Raw genomic sequence first — 22,552 nt, forward strand, 5'->3', positions numbered from 1 at the left:
CTCTGACAGTGCGCGTCGAGGCTCGCCCTGACGCGGCAATTTCCGATCACGCGGCAGCGTCTTCCGCGTTGCAGAAGCTGGTGAAGAACAAGATAGGTGTCACGGTCGAGGTGAACGTTCTCGAACCCGGCGGACTCGAACGCTCGATCGGCAAAGCGCGTCGCCTGATCGACCAGCGTCCTAAGGACTGAAGACTACTCGAGTGCCATGCGGGTGGCGAAGATTCCGAGAATGCCACCCGCTAGCCATTTCTGAGCCCGCATCCACACCGGACGCGCCATGAGGAAGGTCGACACGGCTGCCGCACAGCACACGATCAACGCGTTGACGGTGACTGCCACCAGGATCTGCACTCCGCCGAGTATCAGCGCTTGCTGCCAGACGGGTCCCGCAGCGGGATCAACGAATTGGGGGATGAGCGCCGCGTACATCAGGGCGATCTTGGGATTGAGCAGATTGGTGGTCAGACCCATCCCGAACAGTCGACCGCTGCCGTGGCGGTCGACTTCGCCCACCTCGAAGGCGGACTTCCCGCCTGGTCGGAGCGTCGACCAGGCGAGATAGGCCAGATACAGGGCGCCGCCGATTTTGACCGCGGTGAACACCGCGGGTACGGCGAAGAGAACCGCTGTCAGCCCGGCACAGGTGGCGGCGAGGTAGACCAGAAATCCGGTGGCGACTCCGCTGAGCGAGATCAAACCTGCCCGGCGGCCCTGGCTGATGCTGCGGGACACCAGATAGATCATGTTGGGGCCCGGAGTCAGAACCATCGCGAGGGCGATCAGCGCGACTCCCGTCATCGACGCTGACGCGATCATGTCGGTCTCCCACTACTCGATGCGTATGTTTCGTCGAGTACACAAGGGTTTGCAGTCGCGCGCCAAGGTCCAGTTCGCAGGCAGTGGTCCGCTCAGGTGTTGGCCCAGCTGTCCGGTCCGAAGACCTCGTAGTGGATATTCTGCGCCGGGACATCCCGTTCGAGCAACGATGCGCGCATCGCCAACATGAAGGGCATCGGCCCGCAAAGGAAGGCTTGGGTATCGGGCTCGACTGCAATATCTTGCAAATCCGCCCGTCCTTCGTGAACCGATCCGAACGCAACGTGCGTGCCGAGATCCTCGTACCAACGGTGCAGGGTTGCGGCGGGAATCTGGTCGACGAGTGTGCTGAGTTCTGCGCGGTGAGCATGATCCGCAATGGATCGATCAGCGTGAATGACAGAGACCGAACGGTCAGCGCCGGTGTCCACGAGATGATTGAGCATCCCGATCATCGGTGTGCACCCGATTCCGGCCGATGCGAGTAGGAGGGGTGAGTTGTCATCCGGCATGGTGAGATCACCGAAAGGCGTGGTGACGGAGAGTTCTTGTCCTTCGAATACGTTGTTGTAGAGGAAGTTCGACACTTCGCCGTCAGGAGTTCCGGAGATTCGCTTGACGCTGATCCGCCAGTCCGCGCTGCTCGGTATCGAACACAGGCTGTACTGGCGAATCTGGCGAGCGCCGTCGGGCAGCGTAACCCCGACTGAAAGATACTGTCCGGGAGCGAAGGTGGGGAGCGCGCTACCGTCGAGCGACGTGAGCGTCAGTGAGACGGTGTCGGCGGACTGAAGGACGCGGTCGCTGATCCTGACCGTGCGCCAGACGTCACCGGGGTCGACGCCGGCGAGTTGGTAGAGGCCGCGCTCCATCGTGATGAGGGTTTCCGCCATAAGCCAGTAGACCTCGTCCCAGGCCGCTGCGACGTCGGGAGTGACTGCATCGCCGAGTATTTCGACGATTGAGGCAAAGAGGTGTTCGTGCACGATTGCGTACTGGTCGGGCGTGATTCCCAGCGACGCATGCTTGTGGGCGATACGTGAGAGGATGAGATCGACCTTGTCGCTGTCCGGTTCGAGCTGAAGCGTCGCGAATGCCGCAATGGCGCCGGCGAGAGCCTTTTGCTGTTCACCCTGTTTTTGATTGCCGCGATTGAACAGATCGCGTTCAAGCTCGGGATGTGCGTCGAACATCTTGCGGTAGAACAGGGTTGTGATATCGCCGATGGCGGCGCCGACCACGGGAAGGGTGGCGCGAATGACCTCGGTTGACTGTGGGGAAAGCATGAGCTGCTCCGTTCGGTCGAAATTCGATTGATCAGCCTGCTTCGTCGCTCCGAGTGGTGAGGCGAAGCAGAACAGTTTTGGACGGCTGCCGGATGACGTCTTCGATCGTGACCGCGTCGAGTGAAACGAAAAAAGCTTCCTGGGCGTCGCGCAATGCGCTCCGAAGGAGGCAACCTCCGCGCAGGGGGCACGGTTTGTCGCCTTCGCAGTCGACGACTTCACCCGGGCCTTCGAGGCGTCGGGCCAGCCAGCCGATGGTGGCGGTGCGGCCGAGTTCGGTGATGGACAGTCCGCCGCCGCGGCCACGCCTGGTTGTGACGATGCCCAGCTCGCCGAGTCGGGTAACCACCTTGGTGGCATGGGAGTACGACACGTTGAGCTGCTGTGCAACATCCCGGGTGCTGGGGGAGGCATCCGCGTCGAGTACGGCCAACCGCATGACGACGCGCAATCCCAGATCGGTGAACTGCGTCAGTTGCATGACCCGAACCTACATAATTCGCATCTGAGATGACTATTTATGTGAGGGGGATCTCGAGGTGCCCCAACCAGGGCGAACGGTACGTTCGGCGCCTCCAGTGCGCTGAACGTGCCGTTCGCTCAGAGACGGGCGGCCGAACCCCCGGCAACGACGCCGAGAAAGTGGGGTGCTCGCCAACCTCGCGCCGCAAAGTCGCGGCTCACCGACGCGATGACCTCCGCTCCGCTTCCTTCCGGAACCAGCGCGATGGCCGAGCCTCCGAATCCGCCGCCGGTCATCCGCGCACCGATCGCGCCGCCGCGTCGTGCTGCGGCAACGGCGACGTCGAGTTCTTCACACGAGACCTCGAAGTCGTCGCGCAACGAGGCGTGCGAGTTGTCGAACAGCTCGCCGACGTCACTGAATCTGCTGTTGCGCAGAAGTTCTGCGGTCTTCCGCGTCCTCTCGATCTCGGTCACGACGTGCCGTGCCCGCGCCCGGAGGATCGGGTCTCGCACTGTCTCGGCCTGGCCTGCTGTAGCCTCTCGCAAGCTGCCGACGCCGAGAGCTGCTGCTGCAGCGACGCATTGAGAGCGCCGCATTCCGTACTGTCCGTCTGCGAGTGAGTGTTTGACCCGGGTGTCGATGACGATCAGGTCGTAACCTGCACCGTGGAGTTCGAAAGGTATGGGTTCGGTGGATCCGTCCTGGCAGTCCAGCAGGAGCGCAGTCGAGGGCTGAGCAAAGAGGGCAATGGTTTGATCCATCCCTCCGGTCGGTGCGCCGACGCCGTCGTTCTCGGCCTGGATGCACACCTGTACCAGCTCATCGCGGGCGAAAGGTGAATCATGAAGTTCGTTGACGGCCAACGCAACCGAACAGGTGAGGGCAGCGGAGCTCGACAGCCCGGCCCCGACCGGTACCGACGAGTCGACGGCAAGATCGATTCCTTCGATCGGGAGGCCTCTGCGCGCAAGAGACCACAGAACGGCTGTGGGGTAGGCGGCCCACCCTGTGGCGATGTCGCCGAGGGGCCCGGTGTACGTCTCGGCGGATTGCCGACTGTGCACGCGGACGACCCCGTCGCTGCGCAGTGCGACGGCAACCAGTGTTCGCTGCTCGAGAGCGACCGGTAGGCACAATCCACCGTTGTAGTCCGTGTGTTCACCGATCAGGTTGACTCGACCGGGTGCCGCCCACACTCCGGTTGCCGGATAGCCGTAGGTGGCGTGAAACTGTTGGAGCACAGAATTGTTCGAGACGGTATCCACTATTTCAACTCCCGTAGACGGGCCGCGACTGCCTCGGGAACGGTGTCGTTCACCCAGGCGCCCATGGCGGACTCGGACCCGGCGAGGTATTTGAGTTTGCCCGGTGCGCGCAAGATCGAGAACAGCTGAAGGTGCAGTCGACCCAGAGGTCGGTTGATGCGGACGGGAGCTTGGTGCCAAGCCGCGATGTACGGTACCCGGTCGACGCCCGGATAGAAGCGATCGATACGGCGTAGGACATCTTGGTAGACGACCGCAAGCTCTTCGCGCTCTTGGTCGTTCAGCGAGGGGAGGTCCGGGACGTCTCGGTGCGGTGCCAGGTGAATCTCGATGGGCCATCGTGCGGCGGTCGGGACGTAGGCGCTCCAGTGATCTCCGTCGTAGATCAACCGGGCCTTGTCCTCGCGCTCGAACGCCAGAACATCGGCGAGTAGTGAGCGACCGGTGCGCTCGAAGTGTTTGTGCGCCTGCGTCAGCATCGATCGGGTGCGTGGCGTGACATACGGGTATGCGTAGATCTGTCCGTGTGGATGGGTGAGTGTCACCCCGATTTCTTCGCCGCGGTTCTCGAAGCAGAACACTTGTTCCACAAGCGGATCCGCCGACAACTCTTCGGTCCGAGAAATCCAGGCACCCACAATCGTGCGCATGCGTTCGAGTGGAAGCTCGGCGACGGACGCCGTGTGATCGCTCGAGAAGCACATCACTTCGCAGTGACCGGCCGCTGGGCGATCGCCCGCACCGTCTCCGGGACTGTCAATGTCTTCCTCGGGCGCCGCGGCAAAGCTCGGAAACCGATTCTCGAACACCGCGACGTCGTAGTCTCCGTCGGGTATCTCTGTGGGCGTGCGTGTTTCGTCGGTCGGGCACAATGGACATTCGGCGGCGGAGGGGAGATGTGTCCGTGTCATGCGATGCGAAGCCATGGTGATCCACTCCCCGGTGAGAACGTCGAATCTCATCCGAGACGAGTGGTCGAGAGCCGGCAATTCGCGGGAATCTCGTGCAGAGTGGGCGCGGGTACTGCCGGCATCGTCGAAGTAGAAGATCTGACGCCCGTCGGCGAGGGTGCGACGGGTCGGATCCTGCTTGGGTGTCATGCGTCGACTTCCCATTCCAGAACACCCTTGCTGACAACGGGTTTCCACACTCCGATCGTTGATCCTGTTTCCAGCGCTACGGCATGGGCGCCCAACATGACCGAGATGGACGCCCAGACCGGACCGCCGTTGTCAGTGGCGTCCGACGCATACTCGGTCACACAATGATGGAGTGCGCCGTTGCGTGTGTCGACGAAGTAGTGATACTCGTCCAGTCCGGCAAAGGGAACGAACGAAGGGATGAACATGGTTGCGGCAGTGCCTGCGTCGCGTTGATCGTGTCGATCCATCTCGTCCTCGGCGTAGAGGTCCGGATTCTCGTAGATCATCTCGTCCCACGTTTCGAGCAGAGTGAGACGAACTTCGGTTGCGACGTCGATGGGGTAGAAGAATTTGTCCGGGAGCACGCTGCCGAGAAAGAGGCCGGTCCGGTCGTCGTGGGTCAAGCTGCCGTTGTGAACCCGATACAGGTCGCGAAGTTCCTGGGGCCACGTGACGCCGGTCGAGGCTTCGAATTCCTCGATAACGGCGTCACCGAGTCCTGGTTGAAACGCTGCAGCCGTCACCGGTGCGTGTGTACGGCACCACGCTTCGATTCGGCTCCATTCGTTTGCAACGCTCATGGGCTTTACGATACGTCCGAGTCAGGACCCGTGAATCAGGTACTGCAGTGTGTCCACGAGCTTTCGGTCCGAAGCCTCGGACTTTCGGCCGGTGATTCCCGATCGGAGAATTGCGGAACCCTCGAGCAGGCTCACGATGGTCTGCGCTGTCGCGCCAAGTTCCGCCGCATCCAGCTCCGGTTGTGCACACGCGACTGCGCGCTCTACGTGTGCGATGTACTGGGCGTAGAAGTCTCGAAGCACGACCGCGACTTCTTGGTCCGCCGCTGCAATGGCCCATACTTCGACGTACAGACGCACCGTGGCCTGGTCGTCCTGTTCTCCGAGCAGGACTCCGATGAAGTGTTCGGATTCCTCGCGGGAAAGGCTCTGATCCGTATCGGGGACGACGGCAAGGCGATCCAGTGAGCGGGTCAATGCACGTGACATCACTGCGCGTATCAGATCTGCACGGGTGGGGTAGTAGTGCTGCAGATGTCCTACCCGCACTCCGGCCGCGGCTGCGAAATCGCGCATTGCCGAGTTGGCATTGCCCTGAGTAGTGAGGACCTGTTCTGCTGCGTCGAGAAGTGCTGCCGCACGGGCGGCGCCCTTGGAGAGGGTCATGGTCGCAATACTGCCACCCCGAAGCTCTCCAACTCGGAGACGGTGCGGCGAGGGTTCGGAAGCGATTCGGGGAAAGTGACTCCAGGCCGGGCATCGTCGGCCAAGGCTCGTCTGACGGCCAGCGCGCCGCCCACCGCGGTGAGGTGAGCCTGGCCCTGCCGGTCGACGATTGTCGCGCTTGTCGTGCCGCTCGGGCCCGTGACATCGATGCGTACTTGCGCGCTCCCGCCCTTGCCTGGCGAGTACAGGAGTCCGCGTCGTAGCGGTGTGAAGCGGTCGCCGCGACCCCAACGGAACAGACCCACCTTCTTGGCGGCGAGCAGCGCAGTTGTGGATGCATTCGAACTGAAACCTATTCGAGTGTTGGCAGTTTCGGCGCCCAGGGTCATGGGGAACGTGAATTGTTCCGGAGTGTCGATTCTTCCGACCTTGGTGCGCGATCCGGGGAAGTCGACCCAGCGTGTATCCGTCAACGGGCTGACGGTGATCGGGTTTCCTTGCTGCATCACCTCGAAATCCTGGCCGAGACGATCAATGAAGTCGACGGAGTCGAGCCCGGCAATGTCGTTGACGTCGTAGCGAATCGAGACGTCGATCGTGCTCGCGCCACCCAGTTCCTCGGCCAGCGCTGCGGCGACGATATTGGTGACTCCGCCCATCCATCCGGACGACAGGTACACCGGTGCGCTCGGCGACTTCTGACCCGCCAGAGTGGCGGCGCGAGCGACGCGGGTTGTCCAGCGGGTGATGTCCACGTACGGAATGCCGGCCTCGACGGCGGCGGACAGGACGCGATCGTGGGGATCGTTGACCGTCGACACGACCGCGCGTACGGACGCGTCGAAGGGTGTCGGGTCGAGGAGGTCCCAGCGGCGGACGGAAGCGCCGTGACGGCCGGCCAGTTCGTCGCCTCGCTCGGGGGTGCGTCCGGTGAGGAGTAGTGGGAAGTCGGGGGCGAGCAACGCTGTCAGGGCGCTGCCCACGGTTCCGTATCCGCCGGCCACGAGGATCGGGCCGTCGGCTGAATACTGCAATGAATCGGTCATGCACCTAACTCTAGGTCAAATGACCTAAAACCTCGAATGGGGTTCTTTCCGCTGTTCAGTCCCGGTGTCGCACGATGTTGACGACGTTGCCATCGGGTGCCCGGACGAGGAATCGGCGAACACCCCACTCTTCGGTCGTTATGGGGTGCACGATTTCGTAGCCGAGCCTGCGGGCCTCTTCGTAGGCGTCGTCGACGTCGTCCGTGTGGACTGAGATGGCCGAGTCCTCGGCTGCAGTGGCGTCGTGCGTGACGAGCTGTACGTTCGCGCCGGTGTCGGGAGAGGTGAAGCGAGCGACCCACCCCATGTTGAACTCTTCGGTGCTCAGGCCGAGAAAGTCGGAGTAGAAGCTCTTGGCGGTTCCGACATCGGCGACTTTGAGATTGGCGGTGATGCGTCGAGCGCGCATGTGGTTCTCCTACCCTCGGCAACAGATGCGCTCGATGATCGTCCGAAAGCGGAGCCATGTCGACTGTGCCGTCCGAAGATGCGGGCCACCTGGTTGATTCGATCTGTCACTGCGGATCGAACGAGCTCACAGTTCCCCACCGCGAGAAGGGAAGGACGATCAATTGAACCTTGCCGATGACATTGTCGATCGGCACCGTTCCACTGTGTTCGTCATCGAGATGGAAACGTGAATCCTTCGAATGGGCGCGGTTGTCGCCCATCACCCACAGGTTCCCGTCGGGAACCGTGACCGGCCCGAAATACCTTCCTTGACAAGAGGTACCGTTGCCCGGAATGCGCTTGTCGATGTACGGCTCGGTCAGCGGCTTGCCGTTCACTCGAAGCCCCTCTTCCTCGGACAGGCACTGTACGGTTTGGCCACCGACCGCGACTACCCGCTTCACGAGGTCGTTTTCGTCCGGCGGAACCAAGCCGACGATGGACCCGAGTCCCTGAAACGCGCGAACAATCGAATTGTCGGATCGAATGGATTTGTACTCGTCGTTCCAGGACTCGGGTCCCTTGAACACGACCACATCCCCAGGTTGCGGATCCCCGAATCGATAGCTGATTCTGTCGACGAGGATCTTGTCTCCCGTGCAGCCGGTGCATCCGTGAAGTGTCGGTTCCATGGACTCCGACGGGATCAGAAAAATGCGTCCGACGAAGTTCTGAATGACAACACTCAGGACAAGTGCGACGACAACGAGGATCAGAATCTCACGCCACAGTGGACGTTTCCTCGGGTGATCGGCCACTGCCGATTCAGTGGAGTCGGTCGAGTCCTCGTGGGCGTCGGATTCCGTCACACTCCCGACAATAGATGGCGCAACCAGTCGTCGGCCCGATACCGACGTTCTCGATTCGAGGGTCTACTTTGTCGGCCGATTTGCTTCAGAATTGGATCACATCACCCACGCGGATCTGGTCGGGATCGGGAATCCGGGCATTCCTTGCCCAAACATCCTGCCAACGAAACCCTTTCGCAGAAGCAAGGTCGAAAAGTGTATCGCCCTCGGAGACTGTCACCGTGTCGCCCGCTGAATCTTCCGATGATGGAGCCGAGGTGGTCGAATCAGGGGTGGTGCCGCCCCAGCCGAGGTAGACGCCACATACCGGCCACGCGCCGATGTCCTGAGCTGAGAGGGTTGCTTCCGCAGCGGCGACTTGATCGGCCGTCGACGCCAAGTCGGCGCGGGCCGGTGCGCTTGCCGGTTTGTATGCATCCCACGTCGACTGCGTGAATTGAAGTCCGCCGTAGAAGCCGTTGCCGGTGTTGATGTTCCAGTCTCCGGAACTCTCGCACACGGCAACCTGCGACCAATCGTGTGCACTGGCTACGCTCGTAGTCACGATTGTGCAGGCAAGTGCGAGAGCGCCTGCTCCTGCGGCTGTCGTAACGAATCGTTTGGCGTGAGAACGATTGTTTTTCCGGTGAATTCCCATGATTTTTCCTTGATCGGTCTGAGGGGACAGCGATCTCGGCTCGGCCTGGCGCTGCAGCGGTTTGCGGCATATCGCGGCACTCGAAATCGTCAGTGCTGAAATGTGATTGAGGTGGTCGGTGTGCAGGCACTCGTCGCCGGATCGTGGTTCCGAGGTATGACCAGATTGGTGGCCACGCACGTTTGCCGACAACGGCTCAATTACCCGGTGGGATACCTGTTTTGTAGGCCGACACAAACGTCGGTGTACTCGGTGCTGAGCGGAAACAGGTAGACGAACAGGCCATTCGACCCGTGTGCGGACGAGCACCGATCGGCATGCTGAGGCAACACCGAAACAGGATCTCTTCGAGGTCCAAGCTTGCGGCACGCCGGCGCCTTCTGATGATCGATTGGCGCACCCTTTTGAGGGAGATGTGTCGCGCCCCGAGAGGCGCAGTCTGCGCCCGGGGATGAGCCCTCCTGCGGAATCCAGAGAATCGGATAACGCAGGAGGGCATTCTCTCGAACTTCGATTGACCGCACGAAAACCGGACGTTTGGGGGACAATGATCTGGGGCGATCACCTGGGGCGACAAGTCGAGGAGATGCAGATGTCCGAGGCCAAATCCGAAAGCGCCGAGTCTCTCGCTGGAACAACGCCGCCGGCAAAGACACCGCCGTCCAAGACACCGCCGGCCGAGCCGTCGAAACAATCGGTGCTCAGGCGGTACTACCCGGCTGCGGTGCCCGTCATCCTCGGCTTGATCATCTATTTCATGCCTGTTCCGGACGGTGTGGATCCCAAGGGCATGCACATGCTCGGAATCTTCGTCGGCACCATCGTGGCGTTGATCTTGCAGCCTCTGCCGACGGGTTCTGTGGCGCTGGTAGGCCTGTCGATCGCCATGATCACTCAGACCGAGACGCCGACGGAAGCGTTGTCCGGCTTCAGTAACACCACGATCTGGCTGATTGTCGCATCGTTCTTCATTGCCGAGGGCTTTCTGGTCACTGGACTCGGCAAACGGGTTGCGCTCATGTTCGTGACCAAACTCGGCAAGTCGAGTCTCGGATTGTCCTACGGAATGGCGTTGACGGACTTGATACTTGCTCCGGCGACGCCGTCGAACACCGCCCGTGCGGGTGGCGTCGTCTATCCGATCATCGTCTCGCTGAGCAAGTTGGAGGACTCCAATCCCGAGCCCGAGGACTCTCGCAAGAAGCTCGGAGCATATCTGCTGCTCACGTCGCTGCAAGTCAACGTCGTGACCTCCGCGATGTTCATCACCGCCATGGCGGGTAACCCTGTGGCCGTCGATGCGGCTGCCAAGATCGGCATCGACATCTCGTGGGGCAAATGGGCGCTGGCAGCATCGGTTCCGGGAATTGCGAGTCTCATCGCGATCCCGTGGGTGATGTCGAAGATCTTCCCGCCCACGATGTTGAAGACTCCGAAAGCACCCGAGCAAGCCAGGGAGGAACTGCGCAAGGCAGGTCCGATCAGCCGCAACGAGAAGATCATGGCCGCCACCTTCGTTCTGCTGCTGGTGCTCTGGTGCCTGGGCTCGCAGCTCAACGTCAATGCCACTACAACAGCATTCGTCGGAATCGGCATCCTGTTGGTGACCAAGGTGCTGACGTGGAACAACCTGGTCCACGACACCGGGGCGTGGCAGACGCTCGTGTTCTTTGCCGTTCTGGTCGGTATGGCAAGCCATCTCGAAGAACTCGGCGTGATCTCGTGGATCGGAACCCAGGTCTCCTCGAGCGTCGACGGTTTGCCGTGGATCTGGGCTTTTGCGATCCTGACCTTGGTGTACTTCTACGCGCACTATCTGTTTGCGTCGAACACCGCGCAGATCGTCGCGATGTACGCGGTGTTTCTCGGCGCGGCGGTGGCAACCGGTGCACCGCCGCTGTTCTCAGCCCTGGTGTTCGGCTTCATCGGCAGCCTGTTCGGCGGTATCTCGCACTACGCGTCCGGTCCGGCCGGAGTGATCTACGGTTCCGGATACATCAAGACCTCGGAATGGTTCCGAATCGGTTTCGTGATGAGCGTCGTGATCATCCTGATCTGGACGATCATCGGCGGCGCGTGGATGAAGCTGATCGGCGCCTGGTGACGATCAGTTGTCCTTGCGCCGCAATCCGAATCGCATCGATTCCTTGTTGACAGCGGCAATCGCGGTCAGCGGTATCTCCGCGGGACACACCTGCGCACATTCACCGTAGGTCGAGCACGGCCCGAAATCGGCCTCCATCTGGTGCGACATCGCTCGGGCCCGCTTGCCACGTTCGTTGCGGCCCTGCGTGACGAGAGACAGGTGGGTAAGTTTGGACCCGGTGAAGAGGTGCGCGGCACCGTTCGGGCAGGCTGCCACGCAAGCGCCGCAGCCGATGCACGCGGCGAAGTCCAGTGCAGCTTCGGCACTTTGATGCGAGAGCGGCTGACTGTCTGCGTCCGGCGCGGTTCCTGCATTGTCCGATACGTATCCACCGGCTTCGAGCACCCGGTCGAGCGCAGAGCGATCGACGACGAGGTCTCGGACCACGGGACAGGCTGCGGAGCGGAATGGCTCCAGTTTGATTCGGTCACCGTCGGAGAAGCTGCGCAGGTGCTGACGGCACGTGGGAGTGTTCGCAACCGGCCCATGGGGAAGGTCATCGACGGTGATGCCACAGGACCCGCAGATACCTTCTCGGCAGTCGGAATCGAAGGCGATGGGTTCGTTGCCGCTCTCCACGAGTTGGTCGTTGAGTCGGTCGAGGAGCTCCAGCAGCGACATCTCCACCGTCGCGTCGTCTATTTGGTAGGTGTCGAATGCGCCGGACGACTCAGGTCCGGATTGGCGCCACACGTCCACGGTGATTTTCATACGTAGTTCCTCGTCTGCAGTGGAACAGCGGTGAAGGACAACGGCTCGTCGTGTCGAACGTGTCTGCCGTCCTGGGCGGTTTCCCACGCGGAGACGAAGCACCAGTCCTGATCGTTTCGCTGCGCTTCGCCGTCGGGAGTCTGATGTTCGGCACGAAAGTGCGCTCCACAGGACTCGTCACGATCGAGAGCATCGACGCACATCAGTTCGGCGAGCTCGAGGAAATCGGCTACCCTGCCGGCCCTTTCCAGCTCCTGGTTGAACTGGTTTCCGCTGCCGGCAACTCGCAGGTTCGACCAGAAATCGGTTCGCAGTGCGCGGATTTCGGCGATCGCCTTGGTCAAGCCCTCGGCCGTTCGGGTGACACCGCAACCCGCATAGAGGATCTCGCCCAGTTGTCGATGGAACCTGTCGGGGCCGTGTGTTCCGCCGACCGAGAGCAGCAGGTCCACCCGACCCCTCACGTCAGTGAGCGTCGACGTCACTGCGGGATCGGAAAGCTCGAGAGGTGCTGATCCGAGTAGTGGCGCAAGATAATTCGGAATCGCGTACGGGAGGGTGAACCAGCCGTCGACGCAGGCCGAGAGCAGCGAATTGGCGCCGAGGCGGTTGGCCCCGTGGTATCCCCAGCCTGCCTCACCACCGACGAACAAGCCGGGGACGGAGGTCATCTGGTCGTAGTCGTTCCACAGTCCGCCCATGGTGAAGTGGGCTCCAGGGGCGATGCGCATCGGCACCGTGTACGGGTCTTCGCTGGTGGCATCGCGATACATCGAGAACAGATTCCCGTACCGCTCCTCGATGGTCTTGCGGCCGAGCCGTGCCAACGCATCGCGGAAATCCAGGTACACACTGTTTTTCAGAGGGCCGACGCCGTGACCGGAGTCGATTTGCTCGCGGGCGGCCCGTGAAGAGACGTCGCGGGGAGAGAGGTTCCCGAACGCCGGATATTTGCGCTCGAGGTAGTAGTCGCGTTCGTTTTCGGGAATGTCGCCGGGCTCACGATCGTCTCCGGGCTTGGCCGGTACCCAGATCCGGCCGTCGTTGCGCAGGGATTCGCTCATCAGAATGGTTTTCGACTGCCACTCGGAGTTGACGGGAAGTGCCGTCGGATGGAATTGGATGAACGAGGGTGAAGCCATCAACGCACCGCGTCGGTGCGCTCGCCACGCGGCCGTGGCGTTGGAATTCTTCGCAAGCGTGGACTTGTGGAATACGGTTCCGTAGCCGCCGGATGCCAGTACGACGGCATGGCCTGTGGTGGCGCCGATCTCACCGGTCACGAGATCGCGTGTGACTATCCCTTGTGCTCGCCCGTCCGAAACGATGAGATCGAGCATCTCGGTTCGGGTGTGTAGGTTGACCGTTCCGGCTGCGATCTGACGTTGCAGTGCCTGCGACGACGCTATCTGCAACTGCTGGCCTGTCTGCCCGCGCGTGTAGTACGTGCGCGACACCTGAACGCCGCCGAAGGATCGGGTGGCCAGAGTGCCGCCGTACTCACGAGCAAACGGTGCCCCGATGGCATTCATGTGATCGATGACGCGTACGGATTCTTCGGCGAGACGGAAACAGTCGGCCTCACGGCCCCGGAAATCACCGCCCTTGACGGTGTCCTTCACGAAGCGGGCGAGACTGTCGTTGTCCACTTTTCGAGCGCGAGCAGCGTTGATGCCTCCTTGCGCGGCGACACTGTGTGCACGGCGGGGTGCATCGTGGAAGGTGAAGGACTCGACGTGGTAGCCCAGTTCACCGAGGGAGGCGGCGCAGGCCGCGCCGGCGAGGCCGGTACCGACGACGATGACCGTGAACTTGCGCCGGTTGAGTGGGCTGACGAGCTTGTAGTCGAGTTTGCGAGTGGGCCAGGCCGTCGCCGGATCGCCGGCCGGGACCTTACCGTCCACCGGTGTCCCGATGCTGCGCAGATCGTCGAGTTCGAAGCTGTTCACTTATGACGCTCCTGTCTTCGAGATGGCGCCGGTCATGACCGCGATGGGGATCGACATGTTTCCGACCATCACGACGAGCGCAAAGATTCCGGAGAGTGCAACGCCAATCTGGCGTAGTCGTTGGCCGGTCACGCCGAGATCGTTGACCGCGCTCCAGAGTCCGTGCGCGAGGTGCATTGCCAGCAGAGCCATCGCGACGATGTAGAACGCTGCCACCAGCGGACGCTCGAAGCTGGCAATCAGATTGTCGTATGCGTAACTCTGTGTGCGCGTGGCCGCTTCGTACTCGCTGCTGCCGATGGGTCGGGTTCCGGTCGTGAGGTCGAGTATGTGGAAAATGACGAATAGCAGCAGCACAGCTCCGGTGACGGGCATCGTGCGCGCTGTAAAGGACTTGATTCCCAGACCTTTACGTCGAAATCTTCCTCGAGCTCGGCGTCCGCGGGCGGTGAGCAGCCAGGCACACCAGACGTGTGCGACCAATGACGCGAGCAAGACGATGCGAAGAATCCACAGAAGTCCCTCGTAGGGCAGGAAGGGTTCGAAGACCGTTCGTAGCCAGTGTGCGTAGTCGTCGAAGTGATCGGCACCGGTGTAGACCTTCAGGTTTCCGATCATGTGGACGAGAACGAAAGCGGCGAAGATCAGTCCTGTCACGGCCATCAGAATCTTGCACGTGATGTTGGACGGCCGCGGTCGAGCTTGGAGTGAATCGCCGGTAGCTCGCGATACACGGGTCGGAGCACTCACAGACAAACCTCCCACGCCAGACTTGCCGGACAGGTGCCGTCAGCCTAAGCCCGATCGGGGTTTTCGGCCAACGGATGGGTGCCCGACTTGTCTGTTAATGCAGGTGAATGGGAGTGTAGGGGTGCTCATTACCCGAAAGTAAGGAACTCGTGAACGATGTTTGACTCGACGTGGCGACGGTGGTCATGGCGCGCCGGAACGGCATCGGCCCTGGCAGTGGCCTTGTTTGCGGTGGGGTCGCCGGCTGGTGCGCAGGAGACCGTCGACCTGGCCGACGTGTTCAATCCGTTGGTCGTGAAGGCACTCCAAGGCGCTGACATTTCCACCGAATTGACTCCACTCGGGCTCTCGTCCGATGATCCGTGGTTCGACGAACCCGAAATCGAGCCGGGTACCGCCCCCGGCACACTTCTCAAAGCGCGTCCGGTCAGCGTGCAGGTCTACCAGGTCCGCCCCGACGTGGTCTCGGCTCACCAACTGATGTACACCACCACTGATCACTTCGGTCGGCAGGTGATCAGCACCGGAATTCTAATGATTCCCGAGGACGGAACTGTGCCAGGTGATCGCAAGATCATCGGATACGCCGAGGCGAACGACAGCCTCGGCGCGAACTGCGCACCAAGTCACCAGTGGACCGGCGGCAATCAGAGCGACCCGGCGATGTTCTCGGCGCTCGGCCCGGTGGCTCAGATGTTCGGCCACGGCTGGGCAGTGATGATGAGCGACGTCGGCAACGACGGCGACACTGCTCCCCATCCGTTCTCGATCGGACAGTTCTCAGGGAAGGCAACGCTCGACGGCGTTCGGGCAGCACTCGCGCTTCCGGAAGGTGGCCTCGAATCAGACACCCCTGTCGGCATCTACGGTGTCGCCGGAGGCGGTGTCGCAGCGGGCTTTGCCGCGGAACAGGCTCATGAATATGCGCCGGAACTGAACGTCCAGGCCAGTGCCATTCAGGCGATGATGATCGACCCGGCAACGTTCGAGGAAACAGCGGCCGGTGGGATCGGTTCCGGATTCGTCTTCTCGAGCATTCTCGGATTCGACGCGGGCTACCCCGACGTTCGGCTCGACGATCATCTGACTCCGATCGGTCACAACGTCGCCGCAGCCTTCCGCGCGTCCTGCCAGGCGCTCTACCTCGGACTCCCATTCGTTCCATTCGACGTCCTACTCACCAACCCTTCGCCCCGAACGATCCCTGCGCTGGCCGCGGCGTACGCGGACAACACGTTGGGAAAGCAGGCGCCGGCTTCCAAGCTTCTGATTTCTTCCTGTGAGGACGACTTTCTCGTTCCCTTCAGTGAGGCAGAGCAATTGGCGCAGACATATCGAGCAGACGGCGGCAACGTGGACCTGCTCCCGTCGCAGTGCGGGCCGCTCGATTACGTGACCAACCTGTACAAGACGGTGACCGATCAGCTGGGTATGCAGGACATCGCCTGGCTGGCAAAGACGTTCGACGAAGCCGAGGGGCGATGAGCTTGCGGAAGTCTCTGACGCGCAGGGATTTTGCGCGCATGGTTCTCGTTGCTTCGGCAGGTATCGGCGGTGCCGTCGTACTGGGAGGCAGGGCGTCCGCGGGTACTGGTGAGCTCGACAGGTACCTCGACCTGGAAGCAGTGAACGCAAACGCCGAAGCCACGGGCGGTCTGCATCCTTCTCTGCCATCGGATTCCGCGACGCTGCGGTCTTTGGTGGATACCGCCCGAGCCTCGGGAGTGGATCCGCATCGCTATCAGACACTGCTCAAGCAGTACTGGCTCGCGGTCGGGACGGAGTCGGCAGGTATCGATCTCGCTACGTGGACTCCGTTCGACGGTGTGCACGCGAATCTCGGAAACCTCACCAACACTTTCCAGTTCTACGAGCGACTCCAGCTCGAGCATCGAGAACTGCAGTGGGCAGGTATGGGAGGAATGGTCGGGCCCGCTTTCGCCGGTGGACTCCTCGACTTGGACTACGGGCGGGTTGTGCTGGAAGTCCAAGCGATCAGTGAGGCGATGGCACTGGTGTGGCGAGAGATCGACCGCATCGGGTCGCCGGTTGCATCGTCGACGGGAGCACCCGAGGACATTGCGGCACTTCTCGAGGTCGGCCACGAGATTCGCCCCGAGGACGTGATGTGGTTCCAGGGGAAAGTGATTGCGATGAGCAAACACATCTTCTCGGACCTGATTCCCATGCACATGGCGTGGGTTCACGACGGTGTCGACGGTATCGCCGAACTCGATCGCGCAGGGCTGCTCGACGAGAACGCCCGTATCGCGTGGAACAACATTGCTTCGGGGACACCGGAATCGGTCTTCGACGGCAATGTGCGTCTGCTGCGAAGGGAGCAGTACCAGTCGGTGGGTGATCAGTGGGACGAGGCGAAGGCCTACCGCGGCAGCGTTGGTCGCTCGTTGACTTACCTGACCACCTTCGCCGCATCACCGTCGATGCCTGGCGTCGTGCCGCCACGCGAGTCGAACCCGCTCTCGTTCGCGGTGGGCAATGCTGTTGTGCAAACGCCGCTTCCGGACTTCAACTGGGCGGACCGGGATGGTCGTTGGACCTACATCAACGATCAGTTGCTCCCGGTCTACAACAACCTGATGAAGAATCAACCGGAACTGTGGCGAGCGACGCTGGCCGCGCCCGTCTCCGTTCGGATAACCGAGCAGCGAATGATCGCTCGCTTGCCGGACATGTTGCGGTCCATGTTGTCGACTCTGGCGATTACGGTCAACTGAACTCGGCGGTGGCGGGGCCTCAGGGTCCCGCCACCGCCCGTGAACTTGTCGGTCAGGCCTGGCTCAGCTCCGCTTGCATGCGCGCGGAGTCCTTGCCGACAGTGCGGGTAGCCAGGTAGATGAATACCGCGGTGAGTGCCAACATGATCGGCACGAGATACATGGCCGAGTTCAACCCGTCGCCGGCGTACTGAGCCAACTTCCCGGTACCGGCATCTGCAAGTGCACGCTTGGCGAACCAGTCCGAGATCGCGCCAACGGCAACCGGTCCGGAGAATCCGCCGAGAAGGTACATGGCAGCGAAGAACAACGCAGTCGCAGTGCCGCGGAGCCTGGGAACCACGACGTCGTGAATGGCAGGGTAGACGCTGATGTAGAAGCCGTAGGCCAGAAGCCACCCGGCCGAGAACAAGAGCGTGAACATCACGACGTTTCCGCCGTGTTGCAACAGTGCCAGCGCCGTCAAAGGTGCCGCCAATGCCGAGGTTCCGACACCGATCATCAACCGTGCGCGCGGTGAGCGTGCGCTGGCCTTGTCAGCGTAGCGAGCGCCGAGAAGCAATCCGATCAGGCCCGTGATTCCGACGATGATGCCCGTGACCGATGCCGCCGCAGTCAGTTTCAGGTGGTACTGGCGCATGAGCAGTGGGACGACAAACGAATTCACTGCGTAGGCGGCGAAGTTGAACGTCAGCCCGGCAAGGATGAGCCAACGAAGCGTGGGAATTGCGAGCAGACGACGGATCGGGCGGGTGATCGGTGCCTGTGAAACAGCGGCTGCGCGGGCCTCCGGACTTTCGGAACCACCACGAACCGGATCTGCCATGCGGTAGAGCACGACTGCCAGCAGGACACCGGGAATCGCCGCGAGGAAGAACGGTGCACGCCAGCTGTCGAATGCCTCGGCGATCTTGCCGACGGTGAAGTAGGCGAGCATGAGGCCAATTGGCAAACCGAGCATGAAGACACCAAGTGCGCGTGAGCGTCGTTCCGCCGGGTAGATATCGCCGATCATCGAGTTTGCTGCGGGTGTGAAGGTCGCTTCGCCCACACCGACGCCGAGACGCGCGAGGATGAACAGCACGTAGCTGCCGGCGGCACCGGTTGCTGCCGTCAGTCCGCTCCACACCAGGAGTCCGATCCCGATGATCTTGGGACGGTTCTTCGTGTCGGCCAACCGGCCCAGAGGCAGTCCTGCGACTGCGTAGACGAGGGTGAATGCAGAGGTGATCAATCCCAATTGCAAGTCGCTGAGCGAAAACTCGTTCTTGATCGGCTCGGCAACGACCGAGGGGATCGCCCGGTCGAAGAAGTTGAGCATGTTTGCGAGAAACAGTGCGACGAGTGTGCCGCCGAGAAGTTTGTCGCGTGTTCCGACAGGGGCGCCGTCGACGGACGGCAGCGGCGGAGCGTCTCGTTGAATTGACATGATTGTTCCACCCTTTTCGCGAGTGCTGAATGAATTGTGCTGGGGGAGAAGCTCAGGACAGAGCGTCGGCGACCGTTTTCCCGATCGCCTGCATCCCGGCCGCAGTGGGATGCAGTGGAACCGCCGGCTGGGTAGGGACGATTCCCGTGTAGTAAGCAGTGGCAGGGTCCGTGCAGATGTCATGCCCGGCAGTGGTTTCGGTGATGTCGATGTACTCGACGCCGTGACGGGCCGCAGTTGCTGCCATGACCGTGTTGCCGTAGTCGATCACACTCTGGAGATAGTCGGCGTCGCGCGGCCAGAACGGCTGAGTGCCGGGGCAGCCGCCACCACGGATGTATGTTCCGTATCCGACCACGACGATGCGCGCCGACGGTGCTCGATCCTGCGCGACTTCGATCATGGAACTCCAACCTGTGGACGCATTTTCGATCATCTGTCGCTGTTGATCGACGCCACCGGAGGTGAACTTGTCACGGCAGGACGTTCCGGTGGGTTCGGGGAGTGGATTGACGCAGCTCAGAACTGTCGGGAACAACGAGATGTCGTTGGCACCGATGGTGATGGTGACGAGGTCGGTATCAGGCCCCAATGCTGTTGCCTGCGGTGATACTTGACCGGAGAACGTCGATTGTGCGGTGTCCGTGACGCTGGCGGATCGCGCCGACGAGCAGGTCATATCCGTGAGTTGAGCGCCGAGTTCTCGCGCCACCACGGACGGGTAGTTGTCGAGTGATCGTAGACAGCCCGGTGACGACGAGTCCTGCGCGGTGACCAGTGGGCCGGCCGCCGCGGAATCGCCGAGCGCGACGTACTGGATAGTGCTGACCGCTGTCTCGGCACTCGACACACCGGTCCCGAGAGCCGCGATCGAACCGGCAGCCACGACGCCTGCCAGAATGGCTGCGCTGCGCGTTTTCCACGTCACTCGAGGCTCCTATTGGTCGAAGGTGGTACTTCCAGTTACGCCGCCGATTGTGAATTCGTGAGTGGCGTGGGTTACATAGTGATAGGAAAAAGGCAGGTCGGCCTTGTGGTGGCAATTCAATTCTGTGGAGGGTTTTGTGTCAGGAAACAAAGATCTGCCGTTCGAGCCGATCCTGGTTGGTGGCAGATCTCTGGCCGACCGACTGGCGCAACGCACCCATCCACTGGTCATTGAGACAGTCGATCTGGTCCACCGCGACGTCACCTTCTACCGGTTGCTCCCTGACGAGGCATTGCGTAACGACGTCACCACCATCGTGAGGCGCAATCTGGAACTGTTCATTTCGATGCTGCGGACCGGCGCCGATCTGGCGCCCGAGCTGCTCGCCGACATCAGCGAATCGGCTCGCCAACGGGCTCAGGAATTGGTTCCGCTCGGTGAGGTGCTGCGGGCATATCACTTGGCAGCCGGGCTGTGGTGGGAGACCATCAGCGAATGGGCGGTCCCGGAAGACGGTGTCGCACTTGCCCGCACCGGACGACTCCTGAATGCATACACCGCGGCCTCCGCGTCGGCGGTTCTTGCCGGCTACGGTTCCGACCATGCCACCCAGACGGACGAGGATTCTGCGCGAAGGTCATTGTTCGTAGCACTTTCGACGGGTGTCGATGTTGATCGGGTCTCCGACGATGTGGGCATCAGGTTGGCGCGCCTGTACTGGGTGGTGGCGCTGCACGTCGAACGGAATGACGACGAGTCCTCGACCGAGGTGGACACTGCCGTCGCCGAGCGGAGAAAGGTGCGCCACCTGCAACGAGAGCTTGATCAGGTGGGGCGTGACAAAGCGCTCGGGGTGCTCGGGAGCAGTGGCGGAGCCGTACTGATTCCTATTGTGGAATCGGAACCCGCTGAGGGGAACTGGGCGTCGAGTCCGCAGTATCTTTCATTGTGTCGACGATTGGGTGATCTCGAGAAGGTCATCGGTGCATCGACGGTTGCCGCCGTACATGTCGCGGCACCGCCGGCAATTCCCGCAGCGGTGTCGCAGGCGCGCGAGGTGCTGAACGTTGCCCGAAAGTACGGCCGTACAAGTGGGGTCGTGCGTCTCGAGGATCTTGCAGTCGAGTATCAACTGACCCGCCCGAGCGCTGCGCTGCCGATCCTCGCAGATGTGTTGTCGCGGTTGGAGTCCGATCCTGCCGTGCTCGAGACGCTCGAATCTTTCATCGACTCCGGATTCGATCGAGCTACCACGGCTCGGCAGTTGCACGTACACCCGAACACGGTCGTGTACCGCCTGCGTAAAGCGAGTTCCCTGACGGGACTTGACCTGTCGTCACCGAAAGATCTTGTACAGGTCACCATGGCGCTGGGAGCGCGTCGCGCGCTCGGAATGGAGGCTGACTCTTCCCAAACGTGATGCGTCTGTGGTTCTCTGTGAACGTGTCTGATTCTCGGATTGGCAATGCGGCCGGGAGACATGGCCAGACTGGGTCAGCTGATGGTGCAACGAGGCGCGTGGCGTGATCAGACGTTGATCGACTCCGCCTACCTCGACGAGTTGTCCGCGCCCTCTCCGTCCAATGGGGGTACGGCTTCTTGACCTGGGTGAACGCGGGCGAGGACTTCTACTCCGTGAATGCGCCGGTGAGCAAGTATGTTTCGCATCCGGTGTGGCAGAACGCGCCTCGGGATCTCTATCTCCAGGAGTTCTTGCGGCTTGTCGTCGCTTCGATCGTGGACGTTCCACCGCCGCCGTACGTCGGGCCTCCCGTGCATGGGTCGGGTGGTCCGCTCATCGACGATCCGTCACAGCTCGTCGGCTTCGCGAACCCCGAATTGATCTTCGACACGATGGTCGGGACGGGGCGAGCAGGAACACCCGGATGCAACATCGTGATCTGCAACAACGAATTGTTGCCGTTCAGTGTCGCCGACCTGCTCGGGGATGCTGCAGCTCAGATCGGTAACGCGGCAGGCGCGTCGATTCGAGATGCTGGTAGATGACGGTTTCGAAGCCAAATCGTTGTGAAACCTTCATGTTTAGTCTGTGTGACGGTAAGTCAACAGTAAAAGTCGCTTAAATCACACAATTCAGACAAAACGTTCGTTACCGTGTGCTGGACAACCGACAACTCATGGGGGTTCGGCTACATGGCAAATGTTCGTAGGTCTCTGACGAAGGGATTGATTACTGCTTCGGTAATCGCCGCAGCCGGAGTGGGATTGTCGCCGGCGACAGCGAGTGCCGACATCACTCCGACGACGGTCGTCAACGGCATCCTGTCGACGGTGGGCGGCTGCCAAACACCGGTGCGGTCTCTCATTCTTGCGTGCACGAGTGCTGAGACGCTGACACGCCAGTCGCCCGTGCTGCTCGACCTCAACCCCGTGGGCACGAACATCGTCGTCTTGGGTGCCGGCCTCTTCGACGACGGCACGATGCGTCCGATGTTGGTCGACCGGCTTCAGGCGGCGCTCCAGCTGGCCCGTCAGTACCCGCAGTCTCCGATCATCACAAGCGGTGGGGCTCCGAAGGCCGGAGTAACGGAAGCCAGGGCGATGCGCGAATGGCTCGTTGCCAACGGCGTCAACCCGGGCCGGATCACCGAAGAGGGAACTTCGTGGTCGACGGTCGAGAATGCGATCAACTCTGCGCGGATTCTCGCCGATCGAGGCGCGACCGGCGTGGTTGTGGTCTCGAGCGCCAATCACGTGGAGCGCGCGATGGTGGACTTCCGCGTTGCAGTTCTCGGCCGGATCCCGGTCGCAGGCGTAATCGCTGCGACCTGACG

Annotated in this window: 23 protein-coding genes and 1 pseudogene; 8 read left to right on the forward strand and 16 right to left on the reverse strand. The window is 61.7% G+C overall.

The genetic code is table 11. The features are described from left to right. Positions 1-191, forward strand: a pseudogene (locus tag RWT78_RS03745) (phenylacetate--CoA ligase); the annotation flags it as partial. A gap of 3 nt (positions 192-194) precedes the next feature. On the opposite strand, the gene RWT78_RS03750 reads toward RWT78_RS03745, so the two are convergent. The 11 genes from RWT78_RS03750 to RWT78_RS03800 form a co-directional block, all read right to left on the reverse strand. After that, entirely contained in the window at positions 195-818 is a 624-nt protein-coding gene (locus tag RWT78_RS03750; protein ID WP_314674035.1) for a LysE family translocator, read from the reverse strand. 92 nt (positions 819-910) lie between these two features. Further along, positions 911-2,104 carry a globin domain-containing protein gene (locus tag RWT78_RS03755; protein ID WP_314674037.1) on the reverse strand — a complete coding sequence of 398 codons (1,194 nt, stop codon included), beginning with the start codon at positions 2,102-2,104 and terminating at the stop codon, positions 911-913. Between the two features lie 31 nt (positions 2,105-2,135). Continuing rightward, positions 2,136-2,585, reverse strand: a complete 450-nt coding sequence (locus tag RWT78_RS03760; RefSeq protein WP_042446409.1) for an Rrf2 family transcriptional regulator — start codon at positions 2,583-2,585, stop codon at positions 2,136-2,138. 119 nt (positions 2,586-2,704) lie between these two features. Further along, positions 2,705-3,835 carry a galactokinase gene (galK, locus tag RWT78_RS03765; RefSeq protein ID WP_065455025.1) on the reverse strand — a complete coding sequence of 377 codons (1,131 nt, stop codon included), beginning with the start codon at positions 3,833-3,835 and terminating at the stop codon, positions 2,705-2,707. Continuing rightward, on the reverse strand, positions 3,835-4,935 hold the full coding sequence (gene galT, locus RWT78_RS03770; RefSeq protein WP_003942938.1) for a galactose-1-phosphate uridylyltransferase: 1,101 nt from the start codon (positions 4,933-4,935) through the stop codon (positions 3,835-3,837). Before galT ends, galK begins: the two co-directional genes overlap by 1 nt. Continuing rightward, positions 4,932-5,558, reverse strand: a complete 627-nt coding sequence (locus tag RWT78_RS03775; protein ID WP_003942920.1) for an SMI1/KNR4 family protein — start codon at positions 5,556-5,558, stop codon at positions 4,932-4,934. Before RWT78_RS03775 ends, galT begins: the two co-directional genes overlap by 4 nt. A gap of 21 nt (positions 5,559-5,579) precedes the next feature. Beyond that, positions 5,580-6,164: a TetR/AcrR family transcriptional regulator gene (locus RWT78_RS03780; protein WP_003943180.1), complete on the reverse strand. Its 585-nt coding sequence runs from the start codon at positions 6,162-6,164 to the stop codon at positions 5,580-5,582. After that, positions 6,161-7,210: a saccharopine dehydrogenase family protein gene (locus RWT78_RS03785; protein ID WP_003943071.1), complete on the reverse strand. Its 1,050-nt coding sequence runs from the start codon at positions 7,208-7,210 to the stop codon at positions 6,161-6,163. The genes RWT78_RS03780 and RWT78_RS03785 overlap by 4 nt, the downstream gene beginning before the upstream one ends. A gap of 55 nt (positions 7,211-7,265) precedes the next feature. Beyond that, positions 7,266-7,619, reverse strand: coding sequence for a glyoxalase superfamily protein (locus RWT78_RS03790; protein WP_314674048.1), 354 nt, complete (start codon positions 7,617-7,619; stop codon positions 7,266-7,268). 106 nt (positions 7,620-7,725) lie between these two features. Beyond that, positions 7,726-8,469, reverse strand: a complete 744-nt coding sequence (gene lepB / locus RWT78_RS03795) for a signal peptidase I (protein WP_003942848.1) — start codon at positions 8,467-8,469, stop codon at positions 7,726-7,728. An 85-nt stretch (positions 8,470-8,554) separates the two neighbouring features. Further along, positions 8,555-9,013: a transglycosylase family protein gene (locus RWT78_RS03800; RefSeq protein WP_277921636.1), complete on the reverse strand. Its 459-nt coding sequence runs from the start codon at positions 9,011-9,013 to the stop codon at positions 8,555-8,557. A gap of 685 nt (positions 9,014-9,698) precedes the next feature. Here RWT78_RS03800 and RWT78_RS03805 point away from each other — a divergent pair. Continuing rightward, positions 9,699-11,210, forward strand: coding sequence for an anion permease (locus RWT78_RS03805; RefSeq protein ID WP_314674052.1), 1,512 nt, complete (start codon positions 9,699-9,701; stop codon positions 11,208-11,210). Between the two features lie 3 nt (positions 11,211-11,213). Here RWT78_RS03805 and RWT78_RS03810 read toward each other — a convergent pair whose 3' ends face one another. From RWT78_RS03810 to RWT78_RS03820, 3 genes are read right to left on the reverse strand one after another with little or no spacing between them, the layout of a single operon-like run. Continuing rightward, a complete protein-coding gene (locus RWT78_RS03810) occupies positions 11,214-11,963 on the reverse strand; it encodes a succinate dehydrogenase/fumarate reductase iron-sulfur subunit (protein ID WP_314674054.1) in 750 nt (249 codons plus the stop codon). Further along, complete coding sequence (locus tag RWT78_RS03815; protein ID WP_314674056.1) at positions 11,960-13,912, reverse strand: fumarate reductase/succinate dehydrogenase flavoprotein subunit; 1,953 nt, start codon at positions 13,910-13,912, stop codon at positions 11,960-11,962. The genes RWT78_RS03810 and RWT78_RS03815 overlap by 4 nt, the downstream gene beginning before the upstream one ends. Next, on the reverse strand, positions 13,913-14,662 hold the full coding sequence (locus RWT78_RS03820; protein WP_314674057.1) for a succinate dehydrogenase cytochrome b subunit: 750 nt from the start codon (positions 14,660-14,662) through the stop codon (positions 13,913-13,915). Positions 14,663-14,818: 156 nt separating this feature from the next. On the opposite strand from RWT78_RS03820, the gene RWT78_RS03825 reads away from it, so the two are divergent. Both RWT78_RS03825 and RWT78_RS03830 read left to right on the forward strand, forming a co-directional pair. Further along, on the forward strand, positions 14,819-16,147 hold the full coding sequence (locus tag RWT78_RS03825) for a lipase family protein (RefSeq protein WP_314674059.1): 1,329 nt from the start codon (positions 14,819-14,821) through the stop codon (positions 16,145-16,147). A 38-nt stretch (positions 16,148-16,185) separates the two neighbouring features. After that, on the forward strand, positions 16,186-17,400 hold the full coding sequence (locus RWT78_RS03830; RefSeq protein WP_314674061.1) for a Tat pathway signal protein: 1,215 nt from the start codon (positions 16,186-16,188) through the stop codon (positions 17,398-17,400). A 52-nt stretch (positions 17,401-17,452) separates the two neighbouring features. On the opposite strand, the gene RWT78_RS03835 is transcribed toward RWT78_RS03830, so the two are convergent. Both RWT78_RS03835 and RWT78_RS03840 read right to left on the reverse strand, forming a co-directional pair. Continuing rightward, positions 17,453-18,829, reverse strand: a complete 1,377-nt coding sequence (locus RWT78_RS03835; protein ID WP_003942962.1) for an MFS transporter — start codon at positions 18,827-18,829, stop codon at positions 17,453-17,455. 52 nt (positions 18,830-18,881) lie between these two features. Further along, the gene (locus RWT78_RS03840) at positions 18,882-19,757 is read right to left on the reverse strand and encodes an SGNH/GDSL hydrolase family protein (protein ID WP_314674064.1); all 876 of its coding nucleotides are present in this window, start codon (positions 19,755-19,757) and stop codon (positions 18,882-18,884) included. 136 nt (positions 19,758-19,893) lie between these two features. On the opposite strand from RWT78_RS03840, the gene RWT78_RS03845 reads away from it, so the two are divergent. The 4 genes from RWT78_RS03845 to RWT78_RS03860 all read left to right on the forward strand — a co-directional run bounded on the left by RWT78_RS03845 (position 19,894) and on the right by RWT78_RS03860 (position 22,550). Then, a complete protein-coding gene (locus RWT78_RS03845) occupies positions 19,894-21,177 on the forward strand; it encodes a CdaR family transcriptional regulator (RefSeq protein WP_003943177.1) in 1,284 nt (427 codons plus the stop codon). A 45-nt stretch (positions 21,178-21,222) separates the two neighbouring features. Beyond that, the gene (locus RWT78_RS03850) at positions 21,223-21,360 is read left to right on the forward strand and encodes a hypothetical protein (RefSeq protein WP_156888948.1); all 138 of its coding nucleotides are present in this window, start codon (positions 21,223-21,225) and stop codon (positions 21,358-21,360) included. Then, positions 21,357-21,764 (forward strand): hypothetical protein, encoded by a 408-nt coding sequence (locus tag RWT78_RS03855; protein WP_144245833.1) that lies wholly within the window; start codon positions 21,357-21,359, stop codon positions 21,762-21,764. Before RWT78_RS03850 ends, RWT78_RS03855 begins: the two co-directional genes overlap by 4 nt. Positions 21,765-21,911: 147 nt before the next feature. Continuing rightward, the gene (locus RWT78_RS03860; protein WP_151098370.1) at positions 21,912-22,550 is read left to right on the forward strand and encodes a YdcF family protein; all 639 of its coding nucleotides are present in this window, start codon (positions 21,912-21,914) and stop codon (positions 22,548-22,550) included. Positions 22,551-22,552 lie beyond the last annotated feature (2 nt).

Source organism: uncultured Rhodococcus sp., assembly GCF_963525155.1.
Lineage (GTDB): Bacteria > Actinomycetota > Actinomycetes > Mycobacteriales > Mycobacteriaceae > Rhodococcus_F > Rhodococcus_F qingshengii.

Coding starts and splice junctions, on each gene's coding strand:
- RWT78_RS03860 (WP_151098370.1), top strand. CDS start 21,912: ATGGCAAATGTTCGTAGGTCTCTGACGAAGGGATTGATTACTGCTTCG.
- RWT78_RS03755 (WP_314674037.1), bottom strand. CDS start 2,104: ATGCTTTCCCCACAGTCAACCGAGGTCATTCGCGCCACCCTTCCCGTG.
- RWT78_RS03825 (WP_314674059.1), top strand. CDS start 14,819: ATGTTTGACTCGACGTGGCGACGGTGGTCATGGCGCGCCGGAACGGCA.
- RWT78_RS03850 (WP_156888948.1), top strand. CDS start 21,223: ATGCGGCCGGGAGACATGGCCAGACTGGGTCAGCTGATGGTGCAACGA.
- RWT78_RS03785 (WP_003943071.1), bottom strand. CDS start 7,210: ATGACCGATTCATTGCAGTATTCAGCCGACGGCCCGATCCTCGTGGCC.
- RWT78_RS03805 (WP_314674052.1), top strand. CDS start 9,699: ATGTCCGAGGCCAAATCCGAAAGCGCCGAGTCTCTCGCTGGAACAACG.
- RWT78_RS03775 (WP_003942920.1), bottom strand. CDS start 5,558: ATGAGCGTTGCAAACGAATGGAGCCGAATCGAAGCGTGGTGCCGTACA.
- RWT78_RS03750 (WP_314674035.1), bottom strand. CDS start 818: ATGATCGCGTCAGCGTCGATGACGGGAGTCGCGCTGATCGCCCTCGCG.
- RWT78_RS03835 (WP_003942962.1), bottom strand. CDS start 18,829: ATGTCAATTCAACGAGACGCTCCGCCGCTGCCGTCCGTCGACGGCGCC.
- RWT78_RS03810 (WP_314674054.1), bottom strand. CDS start 11,963: ATGAAAATCACCGTGGACGTGTGGCGCCAATCCGGACCTGAGTCGTCC.
- RWT78_RS03830 (WP_314674061.1), top strand. CDS start 16,186: ATGGTTCTCGTTGCTTCGGCAGGTATCGGCGGTGCCGTCGTACTGGGA.
- RWT78_RS03780 (WP_003943180.1), bottom strand. CDS start 6,164: ATGACCCTCTCCAAGGGCGCCGCCCGTGCGGCAGCACTTCTCGACGCA.
- RWT78_RS03790 (WP_314674048.1), bottom strand. CDS start 7,619: ATGCGCGCTCGACGCATCACCGCCAATCTCAAAGTCGCCGATGTCGGA.
- galT (WP_003942938.1), bottom strand. CDS start 4,935: ATGACACCCAAGCAGGATCCGACCCGTCGCACCCTCGCCGACGGGCGT.
- RWT78_RS03760 (WP_042446409.1), bottom strand. CDS start 2,585: ATGCAACTGACGCAGTTCACCGATCTGGGATTGCGCGTCGTCATGCGG.